Raw genomic sequence first — 22894 nt, 5'->3', positions numbered from 1 at the left:
GGCCCAAGCACTGCCTCAGGGTTGCTTGTTGCTTCGGATCTTGAACTCGTGGTGTCTCGGTGGCTTGTCCGGGGTGGACGGCAAGTCCCGCGCTCCCAGGCAGCCGCCTGGGAGTGCGGAGCGGCTCACGGCTTACCGCGACGATCGAGATCAGGCCGTGCGACCACACAAGATCAACCTCATCAGTGGGCGCCGGGTCTGCGAAGAGTCGCGGGTTACCGCCGGCCGACCGGCCGTTTTGTCGCTCGCTTCTCTGGCCGAGTGGACAAGGAAGAAGGCCCCCGTCTTTCGACGGGGGCCTTCGACCTCTTGGAAGCACCCACACTACCCGGACTTCGGGGGCATGCGGACTCCGTCTCTTCACTGGTTACAATCTATATGCACACGTACCGTGATCTGGAGGCGATGGAGTGGCAGGGGATCAGAGGCCGGCGGCCCGGAAGCCGTACCTGGCCGGCGGGGCCGAGTTCGCCGCGCTGTACGACGTGAAGCGGCTCCAGGTCAGTCAGTGGATCAGTCGTGACCACACGCTGGACTACCGACACGCCAAGATCATCAGCGGGTCGCCGTACTGGCTCTTGCAGTTCGTGAAGGGCTTCGGCCAGACCACCCCGCGGCCGAAGCACCTCAATGAGGCCGAGCTTGCTCGACTGGTCAAGCAGCAGGACCCGGGGTACTGGGTCGGGGAAGTGGACCAGCTGCCGCCGCTCGTGGGCCAGGCCGAGCTGGTGGCGCTGTTCCGGCTGTCGTCCGGCGCGCTGCTGAGGAAGGCGATCAGCACGGGTCGGTTCCGTCCCGCCGACTACACGCTGTCCGGATCGCCGATCTGGCTCCTTGAGCCGGTAGTGGAAGACGCGCCCGCGCTCAAGGCCGGTGCTCGCGGGGTCGAATGGGCGATCGACGAAGAGGTCTTGGCTGCGCTGCGCAACGGCAGCTACGACGGCCCCGGGTCCAGGATCGTGCCTCGCGGCAAGGCCGCTGGCCAGTCGCCCAAGTAACCGCAGGTCAGGGCGACTTGTTCTTGATTCGCTCTCCGATTGCATATAGAATAGAAGCGCATCCAAGGGGGGTGCGCTTCTTGGTTTTCGGAGGTGCAATGCGGTACTCCAGGGGGCCGCCAGATGGTGGTCGGTGGTGTTGTCGATCGACAATCAGTCCGCCCAAAGATAGATTCCAACACTCCAGGGTGTTTGCACTATCTCTGAGGGGGAGAGCCTTGCTGATCGAACAGCCGCCGTTGTTCGGCACCATCCAGCCCGTTCGCCACCCCGCCGACGTCAGCGACTTGACCATCCAGCAGCGGTTCGAGGCATTCCACGCCCTCAACCCCTGGGTCCTCCGGGCGCTGACCCGGATGACCGCCGACTGCGCGGAGAAGGGGTTCGCCCGCATCGGTATCGGGATGCTCTTCGAGCTCCTGCGCTACCAGTACGGCGCGGCGACCCGAGGCGACGAGTTCGCGCTGAACAACTCCTACCGCTCCCGGTACGTGCGCCTCCTGCTCACCGAACACCCGGAGTGGACCCCGCTTTTCGAAGTCCGGGCCCTGCGCGCGGACTGACCACGACCTCTTGGAGCCAGATCGTGAACGCACCTGCGGGCGCCGCAAAGCCGCCTGCCGTCAAGCTCAAGACCCGCAAGCCAACCGGGATCGTCCCGTGGCCCCTCCTGCTCATCGAGGGTGAGGAGGGCGCCGGCAAGACCTACTCGGCCGCCCAGTTCTCCAGCAGCGACCGCATCGGCCAGATGTACTGGATCGACCTCGATGAGGGGTCGGCTGATGAGTACGCGGCGATCGAAGGCGCGAACTACCTGATCATCGAGCACGACGGAACCTACCGAGACATCCTCGAACAGGTCGAAGCTGTGCATGCCGAGGCGCGGCGGGCGGCGTCAGCCGGGGAGCCACCGGTCGTTCTCACCATCGACTCCGGGTCGGCCCTGTGGCGCATGCTCACTAACTGGACGTACGAGCGGGGCCGCCGGACCAGGAAGAACCGGGCCCTGCTCCAGGAGGATCCGGACGCCGCCTACGACATCGGCCGGAACCTGTGGAATGACGCGCTGGAGCGGTGGAACAGGATCATCTACCTGCTGCGCACCCTGCCCGGCATCGCCATCGTCCTGGCCCGCGGCAAGCAGGTCAGCGCGACAGACGACAACGGCCAGCCGATCCAGAACAAGAGCGAGTGGAAGGTCTCAGCCCAGAAGGACCTGGGCTTCGACTCCACCTGCTGGGTGCGCATGAAGCGCAACGCCGACCCGCAGATCATCAAGGTCCGGTCGCTGCGCATGCGCGTCGAGCAGAAGAAGCCTCTGACCCTCCGGAACTTCAGCATCGAGGACCTGGTCTTCAACGGGCTCGGCTGCTCCGTCGAGTCCCAGCCGCGCGTCATGCCCGCGCTCGTCGCTGACCTGGTGCAGCCCTGGCTCACCCGCATCGCCGAGCTGGACGACAAGGAAGCCCTTGGTGCGCTGTGGCGCTCCGTCCCGGACCCGGCCAACCGCCTCAGCCGCGAGGAGATCGCCACCGTCCGGGCCGCCGCCGAGCAGAGGGCGGCCGAACTCGACAACCCGCGCTCGGAGATGGGTGAGGGCCCGCTGACCGACGCCGACAAGCTCCGCGCCGCCGCCAAACGCAAGGCCGCCGAGCAGGACGCGGACGCCGAGCAGTGACCGGCCCGCACGCACCTCTTGGAGGACTCCTATGTCCGTAGCCACCATCGTTGACGGCGTCGCACCTTCCATCTGGGACGCCGCGCACGACGTCGACGCGCGCCGCCCCCGCTCCCGTCAGACCCAGCTCGGGGCGTCCGACACCGTGTGCGGCCGACGCGCCGCCTACATCCTGCACGGCGTCACTCCGACCGATCACGCCGACAAGCGCGCCGCGATCCTTGGCACCTTCATCCACTTCGGCCTGCTGGAGTCGGCGCGCACGGAGTACGGATGGCTGGTCGAGCGCAGCGTCCAGGACGACCTGATCCGGGGACACGTCGACGTCGTCCAGCTTGACGCGGCGACCGCCGCTCGCCTGCCTGCCCGGCACAGACCGGCGATACCCGCAGACGTGCTCACCGTGGAGGACGTGAAGACGAAGTCCACTTACATGTGGGACCGCGTCCTCCGCTACGGCGCCACGGCCGCCGAGCTGCGCCAGGTCTACCTGTATGCGGGCGCGCTGCATGAGGTCGGCTTCGAAGACGTACCTGGCCAGCGGTACCTGTCACGCCTGGGTCCGCTGAACATCGGCCGCATCCGCTTCCGCTTCATCAACCGCGACAGCGGCGCGGAGCACATCCAGGAGATCGACTTCGACCCCCAGCGGGCCGCCGAGGCCCAGTGGTGGGTGGAGCGCGTGCGCGAGACCAGCGACCCCGAAGAGATGCCGCGCGACTTCAACGGGCCGAGCCTGGACGCCATCTGCGACTACTGCCCCTTCCGCTCCCTGTGCTGGCCGGGGACCGCCCCGGGCGTACCGGAGCAGACGGCGCTCATCCACAACGACGCCGACCGGGAGCAGGCGCTCATCGACTACGTGAAGGGACACGAACTCGCCAGCCAGGGCAACCGGATCAAGACCTTCGCCCGCAAGAAGCTGGACCAGTCCCCAGCCGGGGTCTACGGCCCCAACAAGCTGTCCTGGCGCGGTGGGAACGACGAGGAGAAGGACGACGTGGAGGCGATGGTCGACCTCCACGAGATCGCAGGCATCCCCGTGCCGATGAGGCCGGACACGGATCGCATGGTCAAGAACCTCAAGGCGGCTGGGCTGCCCGTTCCGCGGCGGAAGACCGGGAAGAAGACGGCTCCGATCATCAACGTCTCGCCGGCCTGACGAGCCCGTGAGCCCTCAGCCCCGCCCGGGTCCGACCGGGCGGGGCACCCCGTCCTGCCGCTGTGCTCGTACCGCCAAGGGGAACCGTGTCCATCCAACTGATGATCGCTGCGGCCTATTTGCCGCCCGATGTGCTCAGCCAGAGCCAAAAGCTCGCCCTCATGAAGATCGCGGACAGCGCCGACGACGAGACGCGCCTTGCGCGGCCCGGCCTGACACGCCTTGCCGCCTGGGTCGGTGTGACCGACAAGCGCGCCATCACCATCGTCACGGAGCTGATAGCCAAGGGGCTCGTCGAACGTGTTGAGACAGGCAAAGCGGGCCGCTCTGCGGTCTACCGGATCTTCCCGCTCGGCGTACCGCCCACACCGACCACACCTGAACTCAAGGCGGCTGCGGAGGCCCGCAAGGCGGCCCCGAAGAACCCCCGCAAGGCCCGCTCCGGAGTGGAGCGTTCAGCCCCGGCCAAGCCTGCGATGACGTATCAGGACGTCGAAGCCCGCGAAGCTGCACGACAGCAGAAGGAGGCAGAGAAGCCGCAGGTCGAGGCAGGGTTCCACGCGGGGAACCCAGAGGAAGAGGCAGGGTTCCACGGGTGTAACCCAGACATGCAAGAGGGCCGGGTTCCACCGGTGAAACCCGATGAGTTCCACGCAGGGAACCCACTGGGTTCCACCGGTGAAACCCCTTCCTTTCCTGGTTCTTCCTCTGTCCTTCCTTTCCCCCCTACCCCCACGGCTGACGCCGTAGGGGAGTCCGCGCCCGATCCGACAGACACCCCAACCCCGGACCGCGAGGAGCCGCAGACGGGCTGCTCGAGGCACCGTGGGCGCCCTGCTGCCTCCTGTCGCGGATGTGGCACCAACCCGCGCGCAGGACGCGAGAGGGAGCGGGAGCAAGCCAAGGCGGCGGAGCACCAGGCGCATGGCCGCTTCTGGGATGAGTGGCACGGGGATGCGGCTAGCCGCCGTCAGCAGGTCGAGGAGCGGTCGGAGTCGGTGGAGGCCGCCCGCAGGGCTGCGCGTGAGGCGGTGCGAGATTCCAAGGCCCGCAGGGAGCAAAAAACTTAGGCGCCCGAACGAATATTTCCCCAGGAATCTGGACATCCCCGATATTGCATATAGAATAGAACCAGAAAGAAGGGGAGGGGCCCCTTCGGACCGGAAGGACGACATGAGCTACCTGCCCACCCTCCGTCGCGAACACAAGGGCGCGCTCGTGCTCGACGGCAGCGCCGCCGCCCACGAGCAGATCCGCACTCTCGCCGACCTCTACCGCGAAGACCCCGAAGGTGTCGGCGACATGCTCATCCAGATCGCCGACCTCAAGGACCAGGCCGAGCGCGAACGCGACCTCGACGGCCTCGGTCACGCCGAGCACGTGCGTGACGAGATCGTCGGCGAACTCCTCGACGAGATCGGCGGCGCCGAGATCCACCTCGACCCCCGCGACAATCACCATGCGCTCATGCAGGCGCGCAGCCTCGCCCATCAGGCGCAGGGCATCGCCGACGCTGCCCGGCAGCGCGCCGAGCAGTTGGCCGCCCTGACGGCCGTCGCCCGAGGGATGCGGGAGGAGCGTCGGAGGCCCCCCGTCTGCTAGTCGCGGGCGCATTCACCCGTTCCGAAATAGATCCCAACTCTGTACTGTTGATCGGCGCAAGACCTCTTGGAGACACACCCGTGAGCAACGAACTCGCGCAGATGGCCCCCATGCCCGTGCACGGCAACACCGATGACCCGCTGTGGCGCAAGCTGTGGAACGCCTACGAGCCGATCATCACCGCGCTGCGCCGTATCCCGCTCGTCACCGACGTCGAGATCTCCGGCGGCATGTTCGGCATCACCGCCCAGCTCACCGACGGGTCGCACCTGTGGATCTCCTCTGTCGAGGAACTGCCCCTCGACCCCGAGGAGGTCGAGGGCTTCCACGTCCGGCGCGCACACGAGGACAACCCGACCGTCGACGAGCTGGTCTACGACTCCACCGAGGACGGCGAGCACTCCCAGCACGGGAACAACCTCGTCTCCCTCATCCAGGCCATCACCGCTTTCGTCACCGAGCGCCACCTCGCCCCCCGGCTCGTCGACCTGGTCTCAGTACAGATCCAGGGAGTCTCGGCCAAGCACCAGCCCCTGTCTCAGCTGGTCCAGGGCCCGTTCGACGACCGCCACGCGGCCGTCAAGGAGTACGGCTACGCCACCCACGACCTGATGCAGCGGGGCTGGCGGTGCATCCACGAACAGGGCGGATTCGAATGGCCGCTCACCGTGTGGGAGAGGAACGGCGAGGTCGCCACCGTCTACCTCGCCCACGTCGGCCAGGTCACCGCCTGATGACCGTCATCTACGGGCTGCTCGCGCTCGGCCTCGGCGCCTCCGCCGGCCTCGCTGCGCTCGTCGTCGGCGAACTCCGCTGGGAGGCCCGCAACCGGCTCCCGCGATGCACCACCTGCGGCGAACAGCACCACCGCCACGCCGCCCACCGCTGAACGCTGCCCGACCCGGCCTGACGCCGGGCCGGGCAGCCGCAGACCTCTTGGAGCACCCCGTGGGATACGACATCTACATCCAGACCGCCGACGGCAGGCCCGCCGAAGGGGACGAGAACTACTTCCGCTTCGCGTGGACCGCGATGCCGCGAACCCTCGACGCGATGAACAACTTCGGGATGCTCGTCGAGCTTCCCGTTCCCGCCTACCCGGAGCTGTCCGCCTACGGGCTGACGCGCGAGGACTTTCAGCCCGGCACCCAGCGCGACCAGGCCACGGCGACCCGCATCGCCGAATACCGAGCCGCGTACCTGGCCGTCAAGGACGCCTCGGAGTCCGAGCCCAAGGGCATCCCCGCCTACAAGCTCAGGTACAACGACGGCTTCCTGGTCACCGTCGCCGAGATCACCGCCGCCCTGACCACTTACGAGGCTCACCCTCACGTGGACATCGCTGAGATGCCGGTCGGCGACCCCACCTGGCGGCTCTGGGTGAACTTCCTGCGCCGGGCCAAAGAGCACGGCGGCCTCCGCACTCACTGATCCCGGCCATCCCCCGGCCCCGCCACGCGGGGCCGGGCTCGGCAGACCTCTTGGAGAACGACCACCACCATGGCCACAGTCATTGACCTTCTGTGCGGCGCGGGAGGCAGCAGCACCGGGCTCGTTGAAGCCGGGTACGAGCTGATCCTCGGCATCAATCACTGGAAGCTCGCGATCGAGACGCACGCTGCAAACCACCCGAAGGCCGAGCACGCCGTCCTGACCCTCTCGGACAGCTTCCCGATGCGCCTCCTGCCCAACGCAGACGTCCTTTGGGCTTCGGTTATCTGCACGGAGATCAGCCCCGCAGGCGGACGACAACGTGAGAAGAGGCAACTCGACCTGCTCAACCTGTTGCAGGAAGAGCGCGAAGAGTGGGAGTCCCTGACTCAGGAAGCCTTCGAAGCAACCCGGGTCACGGCGTATTGCGTGGCACGCGCCGCTGAGGCGAAGCGATTCAAGGCGATCATCGTTGAGAACGTGGTCGAGTTCGGCCTCGACTGGCTCCCCTTCCCGGCCTGGCTCCACGTCTTCGACCTGCTCGGCTACGACTACCAGATCGTGTGCGTCAGCAGCGCCCACATCGGTGACGACATCAACTTGCGCGCACCGCAGTGGCGCGACCGGATGTACGTGGTCTTCACCCTCAAGACCATGCGGAAGCCGGACCTGGAGCCCAGGCCGCTGGCGCCGTGCGTGGACTGCGGCGAGGACGTGCACGCCGTCCAGACCTGGCACGTCGACGGCATCCGCATCGGCAAGTACCGGCGCGACTACATCTACCGCTGCCCCAACACCCGCTGCCGTCAGGCCATCGTCGAGCCTTACGTACGGCCCGCGAGCGACATCATCAACTGGGACGACCTCGGAACGCGGATCGGCGACCGCAAGAAGCCGCTCGCGGACACGACCATGGACCGTATCCGTGCCGGCCTCATCAAGTTCCCGTACCGCCCCAGTTCGATCACGCTCACCCACGGCAAGGACGGCGGAGACAGGGCGTTCGCCGTCGAAGACCGGCCCCTGCCGACCCGCACGGCCAAGCAGGGTGACGCGCTCCTGGTGCCGACTGGCGGCTCGTGGAACACCGATGCTGTTCCCGTCGACGTACCGCTGCGCACTCGTACCACGCGGGAAAGCGAAGCTTTGCTGACGGTAGACCCCTTCATCGTCGAGTTCCGCAACCACGCCACGGCCAGCCCCGCAAGCAACCCGCTCGCCGGGATCACAGCGAAGGGCAACCACCACGGCTTGGTCACCCACGCCGGCCGAGTGCCCGAGCTAGCAAGAAACACCCTCGTCGTGCCGTATCGCAAGGCCGCGGTGAAGACCGCTGCCGAACCTGTCCACACCCTCTCCACCCGCGACTCGGCCGCCCTGGTACGCAGCGCGCCGGATATCAACGACTGCTACTTCCGGATGCTCAAGCCCCGCGAACAGCTCGAAGGGCAGCGGTTCCCCGCGAAGTACGTCGTCTACGGCAATCAGGCCGAACAGACCATGCAGGCAGGCAACGCGGTCTCAGTGAACGTCGCCAGGTGGATAGGCAAGCGATTGGAGCCCGTCCTGTGACCGGATCACGCAGTGCCCTGCCCGGCACCCACGTCCCCGACCACGCCCCGTGCTGGGGCGATATGGACTTCGCCGTAGCTGACAGCCGGTGGAAGACCGGCAAGGACCTGGTCGCCATCTGCGAACCCGTCCTGTACGTCTGCGGCGGCTGCCCCTTCCGAGCCGCCTGCATCCGGCAGGTCGTCCCGGCCAAGAACGAGTTCGACGGCGTGTGCGGCGGCCGGATCTGGCTCAACGGCGTGATCGTCCACGCCCTGCCTGACGCCGACCCCTCTGAGTTGCCGCCGCCGGTCATTCGCAAGTCCTGCGGCACCGCAGCCGGGTCTCGTGCCCACCGACGTGCTGTCGAGCAGCAGTGCCCCCGGTGCGAGCCGTTCTACCAGCCCGGCCCCAACCCGCTGGACGCCGAGGACGAGGCGCAGCAGCTCGAACTTCCCAACGTCGCCTGATCCATTGATGGAGAACTATCCCGTGCTTGAAGACCGATCGATGAGCGAACTCCTCGGCCCTGTTGCGGCCGTGGCGCTCATCGCCCAGCTCAACCCCGATCTGCCCGCACCCCGCATCGAGTTCGCCCCCATTCACCAAGACAACGGGGAGTATGGCGCCGGGGTTCGGCTGCTCATGTATCAACCCGAGGACGGTGTCTACGAACGATGGGCGCACCTGATCGGCAGCAGCAATCCCGACTCGCACACCGACCCGGCGCCGACTCCCCGCGGCAACCTGTGCCGCCGCACCTACGGTAGCTACGCGGACGTCCCTGTGGAGGTCGTCGCCTACGTGACGCCTCCGGCTGCCAACCACGGAGCCGTGCTCGCTGCCACCTCGGGAGCCGATCGGTGAACAGTGCTGCTGCTTATTCAGACGACGGGCTGCGCCACGATGTCGCCGACCCGGCCACCTGGAGTGTCCGAGTGTGCGAAGACCGCTGCACCACGTGCATCTTCAGACCGGGCAATCTCATGAACCTGGAGCCTGGGCGGGTGGCAGGAATGGTCAACAGGGCTGTTGCCGATGAAGGCCACATCGTCTGCCACAAGACGCTCGGCACCGAAGCACCGGCCATCTGCGAAGGGTTCGCCGCCCACCCGAGGGGGCGAGCCGCCTCACTGGCGCTTCGACTCGCCCGAGCCGGTGTGCTGGAGATCATCCTCGTACAGCCGGACGAGGAGGGCAGAGCGTGACCGGCCTGCTCGCCGCTCTCATCCTCCTTGGCTGGCTCGCCGGGACCTTCTCCTTGGCAGGGATCTTCTCCTCGCTGCTCGCCAACGAACCGCTGCTGCGTCTCGCCGCCCAACTGCGGCCCGCCGCGGTCGCCCTGTACCTCGCTGTCGTTGCCGTCTTCTGGCCTGCGGCCGTTGCCGCCAGAGCCGTCGACGCGTTGGTGAACCGGGCACGCTCATGAACCACATACGGAAGGGCCGCATCTTCGCGGCCTGCCATCCGCAGGACACCGCTCGCATTCGCATCGTGCGGTACAAGGAAGGGGACATGCGCGCCTTGGTCGCCGACGCTGGCACTGGCGCACGCCAACGACTCATCCTCGTCTCCAGCATGCACGCCACGGCCTTCACCGCGTCAGGCAGCAGGCGCAGGAGCGGGTATGCGCCGGAGGACGCACCAACGACCGACGAGCCGGCGGCGGCGGTGCAGCTCGCGCAGCCCGCTGCCGAGACGACGGATTGGTTCGAGGGGATGCCGGGTCGCCGGTTCCGCGTGGCCATGCCCCCGCGCCTGCTGCTCCTGAACTCCAACCAGCGCCTCCACCACCATCGGCGAGCCGACATCACGAGGGTCCTGCGACGTGCTGCCTGGGCCGCTTCGAGGGGTGTCCCGCACCTGGAGCGAGCCCACATCATCGGCGTGCTGCACCCCGAGGACCAGCAGCGTAGAGACCCCGCCAACTGGTACCCCAGCTTCAAGGCGTGCGTGGACGGGCTCGTGGACCAGGGCGTCTTGGACGACGACGACCACAAGAGAGTGCTCGGGCCGGACATGAGGCTCGGGCACGTGGTCAGCGGTTCACGCCTCGTGCTCCACATCCGGGAGATGGGAGAGGCTGAGGGCTTCTCTGAGCTGCGGAAATAACCTCTCACCTGATCAAGAAAATCCCCACGAAATCTTGCAAACCGCCCTAATGCATATAGAATAGAACCAGCAAGAAGGGGGGACCCCACCCGCAACTCCGCCCGGCGGCCGGTACAGAGTGATCCGGTCGTCGGGCGGACCTACATCAAGGAGCCCGCACGTGACACCGGTCGACCCCTGCCCGATCGCGGACCGACAGGTCTGCCTGGCCACGCGTGACCTCGCACGCGCCGTATTGCGGCGCCTGAGTGTGACCGCGGCCGGGATCGAGCCGCGCATCAAGACCATCGTCGCCACCCGGACCGACAACCCCGTGGACTACGACCTGTGGCGCCTGCATGGGAGTGACGGGCGGCTTCTTCTTCGCTTCGACCTGCTCAAGGGGCCGGGAGTCGAGTGGGGCAAGCTCGCCGCCGACGTGTCGCTCCTCGTCCGGCTGGCCGACCTGCGAAACCACCCGCCCGGCTACTACTACGTCCACTCGCTGCCCGATCCCCGCGACGTCGCCATCCCTCTGCCTTCCAACCCGCGGGGCCTCGCTCCCCGCGAGCTCGGGCCGCTCCGGTGATCGCCGCGGCGTCGGCCGTGGGCATCGCCAAGCTCTGACCCCCCTGCCTGTTCGCGATCAAGGCCGCACCATCCCCCGAATGCATATAGAAAAGGAGCATTCGGGGGTGCTCACCTCACCTGGAGGCACCCATGCCACCCCGCTCCTCGATACCGGTCATCGACACACCGGAACACCACTTCGCCGCCATGTTCCTGGTCATCCTCACCCGGTCGCCCGACAGTGCCACCCTTCGCGCCGCCGCCCGCCTCGCGGACAACGCCGCAATCGCAGCCTGGGCGCTGCGTCCCGACCACCTCGTGGCGCTCACCGTCGAGCAGTACCGGCAGCTCCTCGACTACGCCGCCGCCCCCCAAGTCCTCGACCTGGCCCTGTACCTCGGCGGCGACAGAAAGCACATCCGCACGCTCATGGACCACATCGCCCGCGAGATCGCCGAACTCCTCACCCACTACGCCTCGCCGAACACGCAGGGCTGACCTCGCGGCCGAGAGACACCTCGGCCGCCTACCTCGACCTCTTGGAGACCGACGTGCACCCCATCGTCCTGCAGATCCTCTGCGCGAACCTGGCCAACCGCTACGGCGTACACCCGGCCGCCGCCGAGAGCGCGCTGCTCGCCACCCTCGAACACTTCCATGCCGAATCCCACGACCCCGCCGTCGCTCGTGCCGGACTCACCCCCGCCCAGTACCTCAACGAGGCCGTACAGTCCCCCCGCTTCGCGGCGATGCTCTCGGCCAGCGCCCTCCTGGCGGACGGCCGAGAGGCCGACGCCCGCCTGAACTGGGAGGCGTACGTCCAGCGCGAAGTGTCGGCCGCCAAGCGGGCCCATGAGGCCGTCCCGCCGACCGCCCTCCTCGGCAACCCTGACGCCATCCACCGCATCGGCGGCCGGCTCGGGCTCAGCGACGAACACACCGACCAGCTGATACCCCGCATCGTGCTCACCTTGGCCACCGGTTACCCGTACCGCTCGGCCCGCCAGCGGCACCTGAGCCTCACCGACATCCTCGCCCAGGTCACGTCTGCGGAGCTGACCGCACTGCTCCGGCACACCGCCCTCTTGGCAGCCGGACGCACCGAAGAGGCCGCCGCCACGCTCCGCCGCATCCAGCGCGCAGCTCGCTGAACCCGTCGTGTGTCGGCCCGTCCGAACGCGGGCCGACGCACGGCATCTCGCCCAACTCTCGCCGACCCAGGAGAAGCAGCATGAGTCAGCTCGACCTGTTCGCCGACATAGACGGCCCCGACCAGCCGTCGACGCCGCCCACCCCCGCAGCTCCGCCCCGCAGGTCCCTCGCCGACCTCCCGCCGGCGCCCGCCCCAGTCACCGTCACCGTCTCCGCGCAGCCGCGGGCCAAGCTCGCCACGGTCAAGCCCAAGCTCGGCCACTACCGCCCCACGCAGAGGAACCCGCACGAGACCGCGTTCGACATTGCCGAGGCTGTCAGCTACGCCTGGCACCACGCCCAGGGCGGGGCTGGAATCGAAGTCCCCATGGGCGTCGTAGCCACGCTCGCTCTGTGGCCTCTGCGCGGCCCCGACGCCTACCTCGCTGCCGACTGGTGGCTCAGCCTCGACGACACCCAGCTCCTCACCGCATTCCGCGAGTGCTGGGCACGCTGGTGGATCATGCGCCCCGACCTCATCGACCGGGCAACGCCCCTACACAAGTGGGTTGACGACGAGAAACCCGGTCCGAAGCGCGCCCGAGCCGTCAGGGCGGTGGTCGAAGCAGCCCTCACCAGGGGACTGCTGCACCTGACCAGCAGCGACGATCCCTACTTCCGATCCACTACGGACGTGATGGGTGCGGTGCTCGCCGTCATGCGCTCCCAGGGCGCCCACGACGCGCTCGCGGAGTTCCACACGCCTCCGGAAGTCGCCGAACTGATGGCCCGGATGATGTTCGAAGACATGCCACTCAAGCCCGGAATGAAGTTCGACGAACCCACCGGCGGCACTGGCGGAATGTACCGCGCGGCCGTACAGGTCATGCGAGACAAGAGCATCGACCCCCACGAGTTCGGATGGTCCCTGGCGGACATCGATGAACTCGCAGCGGCCGGAGCCGCCGTCAACGCGATCCTTTGGGACCTCGGACCGCACGTCCTGATCGCCTGCGGTGACACTCTCCACGAGGGCAACCTGACCGCGAAGGCGGCCCAGGAGGCTCGCGAGTCCCTGGAACGGCGCGACAGGCTGCACTCGCAGGCCGCCTTCCTCGCGGCGATCCAGAAGGTCGAGGCCCTGGTGCGAGATGCCGCCGCCTGACCGGGGCGGATACCCCCAAATCTCTCAGAGGTGATCTTGACCATCCCCTGAATGCATATAGAATAGAACCAACGAACTGAGGGGTGCCATGAACTTCCCCAACCCGCCGCAGATGGAGAGCAGATGACCCTCAAGAAAGGCGACCGCGTCGCCCTCGTTCAGACCACCGACCCGCACACCGAACTCAAACCCGGCGACGAAGGGACCGTCCACCGGTTCGACGCCGGTCTCTCCATCCTCTACGTGAACTGGGACAGCGGCTCCACCCTCTCGATGCTCCTCGACGACGGCGACGAGGTGCGTCCCGCATAGCCCTACCGGGCCCGCCCCAGCCGGGGCGGGCCCGGCGTTCCACCAGACCTCTTGGAGAAACACGCATGCTCATCACCGATGCCGCAGTCCGAGAGACAGCGGTCTCCCTCGCCCAAAGTCTTGGGGAAGACTGGGCGCTCAACCCTGAAGCACCCGCCGACGGCGCAGCCCATCTCATCCACGGCGACGGACGAGCCATCAGCTTCCGGCCCATCTTCGGTGGAGCCACTGTCCAACTGTGGATCACCGGCAACGCCGCATCCACACTGCCGGACAGCGCCACCCGCAGCGAACGAGCCGCCCACGAAGCGCACACGGCTGCACGCCTCCCCGAAGGGCACCGCTACAACAAGGCGACAACCCTCGTCACCGAGGAAGACGAAGACCCCGCCGTCATCATCCTGCGCACCCTCGAAGACCACCTTCTCCCGGCCTTCGAGTACAAGCCCCGCTACGTCGGCCACCGGCCATGGGTCGACCTCTTCGACAACGCCCTGGCCGCTGTCACCGCCGCGCGCGGCGCCCCGCCGGCCTCCGCCGAGCCCGCCGACGAAGCTGAGCCCGAACCGGATCCCGAGCCCGAGCCCGCCGACGAAGCCGAGCCCGAGGCCATCCCGCCGACCGAGGACGGAGCGCAGCCGGAAGGTATCGCGGGCGAGGACGGCCAGGATGGCGGCGCCACCCCCGCCGAGGGGCCGGAATCCGCAGAGACAGATGCCCACCAAGCCCCCGAGGCAGCGCCTCACACAACACCCGAGCCCCTCACCGTCGAAGAAGCCAGCGACCAGGCCAGCGAACGACCCGCGGCCGACACAAGTCGGCGCCCCCGCAAGCGCACGCCCAAGCGCCGTCCCAAGGCCAGTACCACCTGATCCATCCACCTCGACCATGGGGCGCGGCCACGCCGCGCCCCATGCGGGGGCACAGCCAGATAAGCTGACCGGACAACGCCTGGCCTGCGAGAACGGCCACAGAGGCTCCGCCCCGTTTCAGGGGCGGAGCCTCTGCGCGCTGGAAAGGAAATCCGCTGCGGCAGGGTTCGCCTCACCTCGCCGAGCTGGCGCTACGTGCCCGTCAGGCCGATGGCGTCGTCCAATCAGGGCGGTGTCGGGACGTAGTCGGGACACAAGGACAGGAACAGACTGACAAAGACGAAGGGACGCCGACATGGGTCACCCGTTCTGACCTGCGAAAACGTCATGAAGGAGCGTGGACAGGCAAGGGTCGCCAAGATCCTCAAAGGACTCATAATCCGTCGGCCGTGGGTTCGAGTCCCACCCGCCCCACCACTCGCAGGTCAGAGGGACGATCTGACCTGCGTAAACGTTTCTGCGGGTGGCGGGATCCGGGGCCGTGGAGCTGGGGTGCCTTTGTACTGCGACCTTCGCCGACCGGTCGCGCGGGCCGCGGCCGGCCGAGGCGCTCGGCTGGGCGCGTAGCTGCGGCCGGCCGATCACTTCCTGAGATCGGCCATGCGTACCGGCTGTCCGGTCGTGCGGGCGATCGTCTCGGCGTCGCGGTCGCAGGGGAGCAGGGTCGAACCCCGCCTCTTCCGCGGAGGCGGCGACGAGCAGGTCGACGGGGGCCGCACGGCGGTGTTCGCCCTCGGCGGTGAGCAGGAAGGGCGTCACACCGGGAAGCCCTGGACCGACTGGGCCAGTTGGCCCACCGCCACGGCCAGCGGGGCCACGGGCTGGACGAATTCGGTCAGGCGGTCCAGGGCCCGGCGCAGGACCGTGGACTGGGGTTCCCGCTCCTCCAGTTCCTCGCGCAGTCGGCGCACCTCCCGGGCCGTGGCCGCGGGGTCGGCGAGTTCCGCGCGGTGCTCCTCCAGCAGCCGTTCGACCTCGGCGAGGAGCGCGGCCGTCCGCTCGGCGTCCCCGGGCTGGAAGGAGACCGAGCCGGAGTACGCGCGAGCGCCCTGGCCCACCGCCTGGTTGCCCACGTGGTGCGTGCCGCCGCTGATCATGACGCCGTTGTTGACCGGAGGGTCCTGGCGGATGCCGTCGTCGCGCATGAAGGAGACTCCCTACTTGTCGGAACCGCCGCCGCCGGCGGCGGCCGGCCTGGCCGCGCCGGACTGCCGCGGAACGGTCTGGGTGGCGGTGGCGCCCGCGCCGATCGCCTGGTTGCCGATGATGCTCGTCCCGCCCTGCTGGATCACGCCCTGGTTGAGGATCGTCTGCTGCTGGGCGCGGAAGTCGGTGGTGTCGTAGCCGTGCGCGTCGAGGAACGCGCGCACGGCGGCGAAGGTGTGGCGCTGCACCAGGGCGGTGATCCGCTCGGCGTCCACGACCTGGAAGTAGTTGTGGTAGTTCGGGCTCAGCGCCAGCTCCCGGACGCTCACCCGGGCGCCGAAGTCGTAGACCGGGTCCTGCTCCACGGCCCTCAGCTCGTCCATCATCCGGCGGTTGTGGCGGCTTTCGAAGCGGGCCTGCCGTCTCGCCCGGAACGGCGCTCCGGCGAAGGCCCGGCCCGTGTGCCGCAGCGCCTCCGCCAGCTGCCCGCGTCTCGCCTCGGGGGTGAGGGGACCGTGCAGGCGGTCCACGACGTGGTAGGCGGCGCGCACCGGGCCCAGCACATGGATGTCGAGGTGCAGGTGGAGCGACCTGCCCGCGGTCGAGACGTGCAGGAACACGCTCGGCACCACGTCGCCGCCCCACATCGGCACGTGGATCGCCAGGCAGTGGCGGACGGTGCCGGTCGGCCGCAGCATGATCTGTTCCACCGCCTCGGCCGACAGCCGGGCGGCCGGGGCGAGGGACGTGGGCCTGATGAACCGTTCGTCGTCCCCGACGGTGGTGCCGCTCGCGAAGACCCGGTCCTCGACGACGAGGGTGGCGAGCGCCTCCTCGCCGGACCCGGCCGGTCCGTCGGTCATGCCGCCGGCGGCGACCCCCTGGAGCCGCCGGCGCACGTGGCCGACGAGCTCGGTGACCTCGAAGGGCCGCGGCACGGCGGGGCGCCCCCGCCCGCCCGCCGGGTCGTCGGCGGGCAGGAGCGGCACGGTGAGCGACCACTTGGCGTCGGTGGCCGCGTAGCCGATCCAGGGCGTATATCCGCTGTACACCGTGACGTTCCCGTCCTGTGCCTCCCTGATGGCCGCGAGCCGGTCGGCCACCCAGCGTCGCCGGGGCACCGTGGGGCGGGGCTGCCGGGCGAACGCCTCACGGGTCATGGTGGTGCGCAGCAGCCGGTCGACGTCGAGGTCGTGGCGGACGACCGTGGCGTACGCCCAGGCCGCCGCGCCGGCGGACGCGAGCACGGCCGGCACCCCGCCCAGGTAGGCGCCGAGCAACCAGCTCACCGGCCCGGGCGCGGGCAGCGCGGAGACGGCGGCGCCCAGGGCGAAGGCGAGGAGCAGCATGAGCCCGGCCGCGACGCCGGCGCCCACCAGGACCTTCCTCCCGGGATGGGGCCGGCCGCGGGTGGCCAGGGTCGGCTGCGGGCCGGTCCTCCCGGTCACCCCGAGGAACGCCAGGGACGCGATCAGCCACAGCGGCGCCACGAGGGCCACGACGGCGAAGGCGGCCGTCAGCCGCAGATCCCGCCGGTGGCGCATCTCACGGGCCGTCAGGCAGTGCCGCACGACCGCCACCAGGTCGACCCCGGGCGAGGGGGCCACGGCACTGGCCTCGTCGGCCAGGACGTCCTCCAGCACCCGGTCGGCGAAGCGCTCGTCGACGTAGGCCGCGGCGCACAGATAGCGGGTGACGTCACCCGGCGTGCTGCCGACCGGCATGTGGACCGGTGCGGTCGTCATCCCGAGCTCTCCCTTGCTCCTCCGGCGGAACGACGCCGTCGCGGCGTCGACGGACGTGGCGGCGCGCGATCCGGTCGATCCGGCGCTCGACCCGGCGGCCAGCACCGCGGTCAGCAGCGCGAACAGCAGGCCCGCGGCCAGGCCGAAGAAGAGGGCCGCGCGGGTCATCGCCTTCAGCGCCTCGCCGGAGTACCTGAACTCGTCGGCGCCCGGCCGGAACAGCTCCGGAACGGCCCACGTCATCAGGTTCACGCACTCCGACACCAGCACGCCCGCGACGGCGCAGCGGACCCACCTCGGCAGGAGACCCGGCAGCCACGAGGGGAGCAGGACGATGCCCCCGAACAGCAGCGCGACGGCGCCGATGTTGGCGATCAGGTGGCCGACGCCGCCGTAGTAGTCGGGGGACAGGTCCCAGGCCGGCAGGAAGGCCGCCTGGAGCAGCCAGCGCTGGGTCTCACCGTCGTAGTAGTGCTCGACGTAGTGGTCGAACAGGGGCCGCTGCACCCAGGGGCTGCCCACGGCGACCAGCAGCACGATCATCGCCGCGCGGCCCCGTAAGCAGGGTCGTCGGTCCGTTGACTGTTGACGCGTCAGCAACACTGGGGTCCCCCATCCCCGAGGCCCGGATCAGTGGCCGCACTCTATGGCATCCCCACTCCGCACGACCCCGAATCGGACGGGCGCGAGACGCTGCCCGCCGCCGGCCCGGGAGGCGACGGGAGATCCTCCCCGGGGAGGACCGCCGAGCCGGCGGATCCGGCGGCCGGGAGCCGATGCCCCGGTGAGGCGCCGGTGGGCGCTCCCCGGCGCGGGCGGCCGGCCGGTGCGGCCCCGCACCCACGTCGGCGGACCGGTGCCCGCGTCCGGCGGCCCCGCTGCCTCACCGCCGGCGCCGGGCCAGTGCCCTGGCCAGGGCCGTGCGGACCGCGGGCGGGGGAGCGGCCCGCTCCCCGGCCCCGGCGGTGAGGGCGGCGGCGACCGCGCGGAGCTTGGTGTTGGACAGCTGGGACGCCTCCCGCAGGATGTGCCAGGCCTCGTCCGAGGTGCAGCCCTGGGTGGCCATGAGGATGCCGCGCGCCTGGTCGATGACGGGCCGGGAGGTCATCGCGTGCCGCAGCTGCTCGACCTCCTCCTGGAGCAGGCGCAGCCGCTCCGCCCGCTCCAGCGCCACCGCCGAGGCCGCGGGTGCGTCGCGCGCGGCGGGACCACGGGCCGGGGCACGCAGCGGGTCGTCGGTGTCCAGCCCGGCGAGCTCCAGGATGCGCCGCGGCTGGCCGTCCCAGTGCCCGGCCGTGACCGGCAGCGCGCGTCGGCGGGCGAAGTCTCCCAGCACGTCGAGGAACTCCAGCCCGGCCGTGTCCATGAAGTGCACGCCGCTCATGTCCAGGACGACTCGGGCCGTCGTGGCGGGCAGCCGCTCGAGCGCCCCGGTCAGGACGTCCGCGCACCCGTGGACGAGCTCGCCGCGCGGCGTGAGCAGCGCGCGGTCCGTGTCCATGCGGACGCCGATGACCAGGGTGCCCGTGCCCCGGGTGCCCATGCCCAGGGTGTTCGGCCTTCCGGGGTGGGGGGGTGGTGCCGCGGATGTCATGTCACCGCCTTGCCGGTCCTCGATGGTGGTCGCTGGTGCTGTCCCTCGTGCCTGTCCTCGTGCGCCGTCCCCGCTCGTGCCCGTCCCTCCGCGCGGCCGCCGCGGGTGGTCCGTCGTCCGTGTCGTTCATGGGTGGTCGTCGGGCGTTCGCCGGTCCGTGCGGGGTGCCCCCGTCGCCGCGGGTGGCCGGGGCGGTAGGCTGCCCAGGTCCCGGCGGCGCGCTGCGGGTGCGCCTGCCCGCCCTGCGACGCGGTACACACCGCTCGGGGTGGATTGGCCGGGATCGGGCGGGGAAGACGCGCTGGGACTCGAAAAAGCGGGGAGGCCGTGTTGACCACTCGGCGTCGGACGCCGGCCTGGCCGGCGGAGCCTGTGCCGGGCCTGACGGTGCACCCGCTGGACGGCTGCCGCGGCGTTCGTGCCGCGGGGGAGATCGGCCTGGCCACACACATGATCTGGGAGAGCGCGCTCGAGCAGGCGGTGCGCGAGGGTGAGGGCGTGTACTACCTGGAACTGTCGGACGTGACGTTCGTCGACATCGCGGGAGCCGGAGCACTCGCGGCTGCCGCGGAGCGGCTGGGCGACGGCCGGCGGTTCGTGGTGCACGGGACGCCACCCGCCCTGCGACGGGTTCTGGACATGTTCTGGCCCGACCTTCCGGCGATCGAGGTGCTGACGCCATGAGTGCCACGTCCGTGAGTCCCGAGCGGCCCGGGGCCCCGCAGCACCCCTTCGCCCACCCCGCGCTCTTCTACCGCGACGAGCGGGAGTACCTCGACGGCACCGTCTCTTTCGTCCGCGAGGGACTGGCCGCCGGAGACCCCGTGGCCGTCGCCGTGCCCGCGGCCAACCTGCGGCTGATCCGGGACGCGCTCGGCGCCGACGCCGTCGCCGTGCGGATGCTGGACATGCAGGAGGCCGGGCGCAACCCCGGCCGGATCATCCCCGGCGTGCTGCGCGCCTTCGCCGACGCACAGCCGGAGGGAAGGCACGTGCGGATCATTGGCGAGCCGATCTGGGCGGGCCGCTCGCCGGCCGAGTACCCGGCCTGCGTCCAGCACGAGGCGCTGATCAACGCCGCGTTCCGGGGCCGCAGCGCCACCATCCTGTGCCCGTACGACGCCGTGCGGCTGCCCGAGGACGTCCTCGCCGAGGCCCACGCCACCCATCCGACCGTCATCCCGGACGCCTCCCGCCCGATACGGGACAGTGAGGCGTACGCTCCCCAGGAGGTCGTCGCCCGCTGGAACCGGCCGCTGCCGCCGGTGCCGGGCGCGCTGACCTTCCCCTTCGTGTCCGACACGCTCTCCCGGGCCCGGCACATCGCCACCGACGAGGGCCGGCGGCTCGGGCTGAAGGGCATCCGGCTGGAGGACCTGGCGCTGGCCACGGCCGAGCTGACCACGAACAGCGTGGTGCACGGCGGCGGCTCCGGGGTGCTGCGGGTCTGGGAGGAGGACGGTCACGTGCTGTGCGAGGTGCGCGACCGGGGCCGCCTCACCGATCCGCTCGCCGGCCGCCGGCCCGCCTCCCGCGACCAGCGCGGCGGGCGCGGGCTGCTGCTGGTCAACATGATCGCCGACCTGGTCCGGGTGCACACGGGGCCCGAGGGCACGACCGTGCGGTGCTGGTTCGCGCCGTGAGACCGTGAGCCCCGGCCCACCGCCGGGCGGCGGGGCGGCGCGGGGTGCCGCCTCCGGCCGCCGGCGGGTGGCGTGACTCAGTCCGCCGTCGGGTCCAGCACGAGCGGGGCGATCTTTCCCTCCAGCATGGCGCCGAGGCCCTGGATCGCGCACACGTCCGGGCGCTCCGCGATGTGGACGGGCATGCCGGTCGCCTGGCGCAGCATCTGGTCCAGGCCCGGCAGCAGGGCGCTGCCGCCGACCATCATGATGCCCCGGTCGGCGAGGTCGGCGACCAGATCAGGCGGGCAGTCGCGCAGTACCTTGCCGATGCCGTCGAGGACTGCGGTCAGCGGCGTCTGGATGGCCTCCCGCACGGCGGCCGTGTCGACCTTGACCGAGCGGGCGAGGCCGGTGGCGACGTCCCGGCCGTGGATCTCCGTCGCCTCCGGGCCCTTCGGGGTGAGCCCGTTGCCGGACAGGGCGAGCTGGAGCGGCCGTACCGACTGGCTGGGCAGCATCAGCTCGTGCCGGTGCCGCAGGTGCTGCACGATCGCGTGGTCCACGGCCTCCCCGCCCACGGGGATCCGCTCGGCCGTCACGATCGAGCCGAGCGAGAGCACGGCCACCTGTGTGGCCGCCGCCCCGCACACCAGGACCATGGTCGCCTCGGCCCGCTCCACCGGCAGGCCGCAGCCGATGGCGGCGGCGATCAGGGTGTCGACGAGTTCCACCCGGCGGGCGCCGAGACCGACGAGGGTCTCGATCGTGGCGCGCTGGGCGAGCGGATCGGCGTCGTGCGGGGTGCACGCGGCGGCCCGCAGCCGGGGCCTGCGGCGCAGGGTGCGGCGCATCTTGTCGCCGATCAGGTGCCGCAGCATGCGCTGGGCCATGTCGATGTCGACGACGGTGCCGCCGGAGACGGGCCGCACGACGCGGATGTAGCCCGGTGTGCGGCCCGTCATCCGTTCGGCGAACTCACCGACCGCGATCAGCGCGCCGGTTCGGGTGTTCACCGCGGCGGTGGACGGCTGGTCGACGACGAGCCCGGCGCCCTTGACGTAGACCCGGGTGCGGGCCGCCCCGAGGTCGACGGCGAAGTGGCAGCGGCGCAACTGCTCCAGACTGGCGGTCACGGCAGATCCTCCCGAGTGCGCGGATCTCACGGGCCGCCGGGCGGCGGACCTCACAGGCATCGTGCGCGCGTGCGGCGAGCGCCGCCCTTTCTGGGGGGCCGGGTGGGGGGCCGCCGAACGGGGGCTCCGCGAGGTGGGGGGCGCCGAGCGGGTGACACGGCGCGGCAGGGGGGCCGCGGGCAGTACCCGCGGTGGACGTCGCCGTGTGTGGTGGTGCCCCGTGCTCCGGGCGCCGTCCGGGCGTGTCCGGGGGTTCGGGCGGGCGGGGTTGGGCACGGGCACCGCTGCGAGCAGTCGGTCCGGAGGACGTGGGTCCCGGGTGCGGCTCCAGGGGGGAGCCGGCCGTCGGCCTCCCGCTGCCGTCCCACGGTCACAGCGGCGTGCGCGTCGTGTGTCGGGATGCGGGTGCCTGTGGGCTGACGCGCCGTGTGTCGGGATGCGGGTGCCTGTGGGCTGACGCGCCGTGTGTCGGGAGGCAGATGCCCGTGGACCTGCCGCACCGTGCGTCACGACGGACGTGCCCGTGGGCTGATGCGCCGTGCCGGGACGGACGTGCCCGTGGGCTGATGCGCCGTGCCGGGACGTACGTGCCAGTGGGCCCCGCCCCGTGTGTTGTGTCATGACGTACGGGCGCGTGGGTGCCTGCCGCGCGGAGACCGGGACGCCCCGCCCGCGCCGGCCTCGTCCCGCACCGCGCCGCGGGCGTGGGGCGGGCGTCGCCCAGGTACGGTCGGCGGTCTCCGGTTCCGGGGCCGACGGGCCCGGTGACCGGCTGAGGCGGACGGCCCGAAGGCCCTCCGCCGAGCCCTTCGCCGTGCCCTGGTGGTCACCGGCCCGCCCCTCCGCCGGCCCTCGGCGGTCACCGGCCCGGCCCTCCGCCGTGCCCTGGTGGTCACCGGCCCGGCCCTCCGCCGTGCCCTGGCGGTCACCGGGCCCGGCCCTCCGCGGTCGGCCCGACGTCGCACTCCAGTTCCACGGCATCGGGCTCGAGGCTGCCGTCGTGGAAGACCCGCAGCGTCGGCCCGGCCGTCGCCCGCACGCCGTCCAGGCCGCCTCGAAGGTGCGGGCCGCCTGGACATCGGGCGTTC

General features: G+C 70.4%; 27 protein-coding genes. 23 read left to right on the top strand and 4 right to left on the bottom strand.

Translation table 11 applies throughout. The features are described from left to right. The first annotated feature begins 410 nt into the window (after nt 1-410). From ACFYOV_RS02910 to ACFYOV_RS02810, 21 genes are all read left to right on the top strand, one after another. Complete coding sequence (locus ACFYOV_RS02910) at nt 411-998, top strand: hypothetical protein (RefSeq protein ID WP_389081996.1); 588 nt, start codon at nt 411-413, stop codon at nt 996-998. A 218-nt stretch (nt 999-1216) separates the two neighbouring features. Beyond that, a complete protein-coding gene (locus ACFYOV_RS02905; RefSeq protein ID WP_389081994.1) occupies nt 1217-1561 on the top strand; it encodes a hypothetical protein in 345 nt (114 codons plus the stop codon). A 23-nt stretch (nt 1562-1584) separates the two neighbouring features. Beyond that, complete coding sequence (locus ACFYOV_RS02900; protein WP_389081991.1) at nt 1585-2676, top strand: AAA family ATPase; 1092 nt, start codon at nt 1585-1587, stop codon at nt 2674-2676. A gap of 31 nt (nt 2677-2707) precedes the next feature. Beyond that, nucleotides 2708-3838, top strand: coding sequence for a PD-(D/E)XK nuclease family protein (locus ACFYOV_RS02895; RefSeq protein WP_389081989.1), 1131 nt, complete (start codon nt 2708-2710; stop codon nt 3836-3838). Between the two features lie 86 nt (nt 3839-3924). Beyond that, a complete protein-coding gene (locus ACFYOV_RS02890) occupies nt 3925-4908 on the top strand; it encodes a helix-turn-helix domain-containing protein (protein WP_389081986.1) in 984 nt (327 codons plus the stop codon). Nucleotides 4909-5011: 103 nt separating this feature from the next. Then, on the top strand, nt 5012-5440 hold the full coding sequence (locus tag ACFYOV_RS02885; RefSeq protein ID WP_389081984.1) for a hypothetical protein: 429 nt from the start codon (nt 5012-5014) through the stop codon (nt 5438-5440). A gap of 80 nt (nt 5441-5520) precedes the next feature. Next, complete coding sequence (locus tag ACFYOV_RS02880; RefSeq protein ID WP_389081981.1) at nt 5521-6174, top strand: hypothetical protein; 654 nt, start codon at nt 5521-5523, stop codon at nt 6172-6174. Next, nucleotides 6174-6329, top strand: coding sequence for a hypothetical protein (locus tag ACFYOV_RS02875; RefSeq protein ID WP_389081979.1), 156 nt, complete (start codon nt 6174-6176; stop codon nt 6327-6329). Before ACFYOV_RS02880 ends, ACFYOV_RS02875 begins: the two co-directional genes overlap by 1 nt. Nucleotides 6330-6388: 59 nt before the next feature. Continuing rightward, a complete protein-coding gene (locus ACFYOV_RS02870) occupies nt 6389-6871 on the top strand; it encodes a hypothetical protein (protein WP_389081977.1) in 483 nt (160 codons plus the stop codon). A gap of 69 nt (nt 6872-6940) precedes the next feature. Beyond that, nucleotides 6941-8443 (top strand): DNA cytosine methyltransferase, encoded by a 1503-nt coding sequence (locus ACFYOV_RS02865; RefSeq protein WP_389081974.1) that lies wholly within the window; start codon nt 6941-6943, stop codon nt 8441-8443. After that, nucleotides 8440-8892: a hypothetical protein gene (locus ACFYOV_RS02860; protein ID WP_389081972.1), complete on the top strand. Its 453-nt coding sequence runs from the start codon at nt 8440-8442 to the stop codon at nt 8890-8892. The genes ACFYOV_RS02865 and ACFYOV_RS02860 overlap by 4 nt, the downstream gene beginning before the upstream one ends. A gap of 7 nt (nt 8893-8899) precedes the next feature. Further along, the gene (locus ACFYOV_RS02855) at nt 8900-9289 is read left to right on the top strand and encodes a hypothetical protein (protein WP_389081969.1); all 390 of its coding nucleotides are present in this window, start codon (nt 8900-8902) and stop codon (nt 9287-9289) included. Beyond that, nucleotides 9286-9630, top strand: a complete 345-nt coding sequence (locus ACFYOV_RS02850; protein WP_389081967.1) for a hypothetical protein — start codon at nt 9286-9288, stop codon at nt 9628-9630. Before ACFYOV_RS02855 ends, ACFYOV_RS02850 begins: the two co-directional genes overlap by 4 nt. After that, nucleotides 9627-9851, top strand: coding sequence for a hypothetical protein (locus ACFYOV_RS02845; protein ID WP_389081964.1), 225 nt, complete (start codon nt 9627-9629; stop codon nt 9849-9851). The genes ACFYOV_RS02850 and ACFYOV_RS02845 overlap by 4 nt, the downstream gene beginning before the upstream one ends. A 65-nt stretch (nt 9852-9916) precedes the next feature. Next, complete coding sequence (locus ACFYOV_RS02840) at nt 9917-10534, top strand: hypothetical protein (RefSeq protein ID WP_389081962.1); 618 nt, start codon at nt 9917-9919, stop codon at nt 10532-10534. Between the two features lie 160 nt (nt 10535-10694). Further along, nucleotides 10695-11102, top strand: a complete 408-nt coding sequence (locus ACFYOV_RS02835; protein WP_389081960.1) for a hypothetical protein — start codon at nt 10695-10697, stop codon at nt 11100-11102. Between the two features lie 131 nt (nt 11103-11233). Then, nucleotides 11234-11581, top strand: coding sequence for a hypothetical protein (locus tag ACFYOV_RS02830; RefSeq protein WP_389081958.1), 348 nt, complete (start codon nt 11234-11236; stop codon nt 11579-11581). A gap of 41 nt (nt 11582-11622) precedes the next feature. Beyond that, nucleotides 11623-12234, top strand: coding sequence for a hypothetical protein (locus ACFYOV_RS02825; RefSeq protein ID WP_389081956.1), 612 nt, complete (start codon nt 11623-11625; stop codon nt 12232-12234). 80 nt (nt 12235-12314) lie between these two features. After that, a complete protein-coding gene (locus tag ACFYOV_RS02820; protein ID WP_389081953.1) occupies nt 12315-13379 on the top strand; it encodes an N-6 DNA methylase in 1065 nt (354 codons plus the stop codon). A 123-nt stretch (nt 13380-13502) separates the two neighbouring features. Continuing rightward, nucleotides 13503-13691 (top strand): DUF4314 domain-containing protein, encoded by a 189-nt coding sequence (locus ACFYOV_RS02815; RefSeq protein ID WP_389081950.1) that lies wholly within the window; start codon nt 13503-13505, stop codon nt 13689-13691. 65 nt (nt 13692-13756) lie between these two features. Next, the gene (locus ACFYOV_RS02810; RefSeq protein ID WP_389081947.1) at nt 13757-14563 is read left to right on the top strand and encodes a hypothetical protein; all 807 of its coding nucleotides are present in this window, start codon (nt 13757-13759) and stop codon (nt 14561-14563) included. 755 nt (nt 14564-15318) lie between these two features. Here ACFYOV_RS02810 and ACFYOV_RS02805 read toward each other — a convergent pair. The 3 genes from ACFYOV_RS02805 to ACFYOV_RS02795 form a co-directional block, all read right to left on the bottom strand. Continuing rightward, nucleotides 15319-15708, bottom strand: coding sequence for a DUF5955 family protein (locus ACFYOV_RS02805; RefSeq protein WP_389081945.1), 390 nt, complete (start codon nt 15706-15708; stop codon nt 15319-15321). Between the two features lie 12 nt (nt 15709-15720). Continuing rightward, nucleotides 15721-17997, bottom strand: coding sequence for a hypothetical protein (locus ACFYOV_RS02800; protein ID WP_389081942.1), 2277 nt, complete (start codon nt 17995-17997; stop codon nt 15721-15723). 340 nt (nt 17998-18337) lie between these two features. Next, nucleotides 18338-19048, bottom strand: a complete 711-nt coding sequence (locus ACFYOV_RS02795; RefSeq protein WP_389081939.1) for an ANTAR domain-containing protein — start codon at nt 19046-19048, stop codon at nt 18338-18340. 327 nt (nt 19049-19375) lie between these two features. Between ACFYOV_RS02795 and ACFYOV_RS02790 the strand changes: the two genes are divergently transcribed. Further along, the gene (locus tag ACFYOV_RS02790) at nt 19376-19732 is read left to right on the top strand and encodes an STAS domain-containing protein (RefSeq protein ID WP_389081937.1); all 357 of its coding nucleotides are present in this window, start codon (nt 19376-19378) and stop codon (nt 19730-19732) included. Then, nucleotides 19729-20691: an anti-sigma factor RsbA family regulatory protein gene (locus ACFYOV_RS02785; RefSeq protein ID WP_389081934.1), complete on the top strand. Its 963-nt coding sequence runs from the start codon at nt 19729-19731 to the stop codon at nt 20689-20691. The genes ACFYOV_RS02790 and ACFYOV_RS02785 overlap by 4 nt, the downstream gene beginning before the upstream one ends. A gap of 77 nt (nt 20692-20768) precedes the next feature. Here ACFYOV_RS02785 and ACFYOV_RS02780 read toward each other — a convergent pair whose 3' ends face one another. Then, entirely contained in the window at nt 20769-21806 is a 1038-nt protein-coding gene (locus tag ACFYOV_RS02780) for a rod shape-determining protein (protein ID WP_389081931.1), read from the bottom strand. Nucleotides 21807-22894 lie beyond the last annotated feature (1088 nt).

It is taken from the genome of Streptomyces sp. NPDC005931 (assembly GCF_042871235.1).
Lineage (GTDB): Bacteria > Actinomycetota > Actinomycetes > Streptomycetales > Streptomycetaceae > Streptomyces.
Note: the sequence above shows the minus strand (reverse complement) of the source record. Positions and strands in the feature narration are given on the sequence as shown.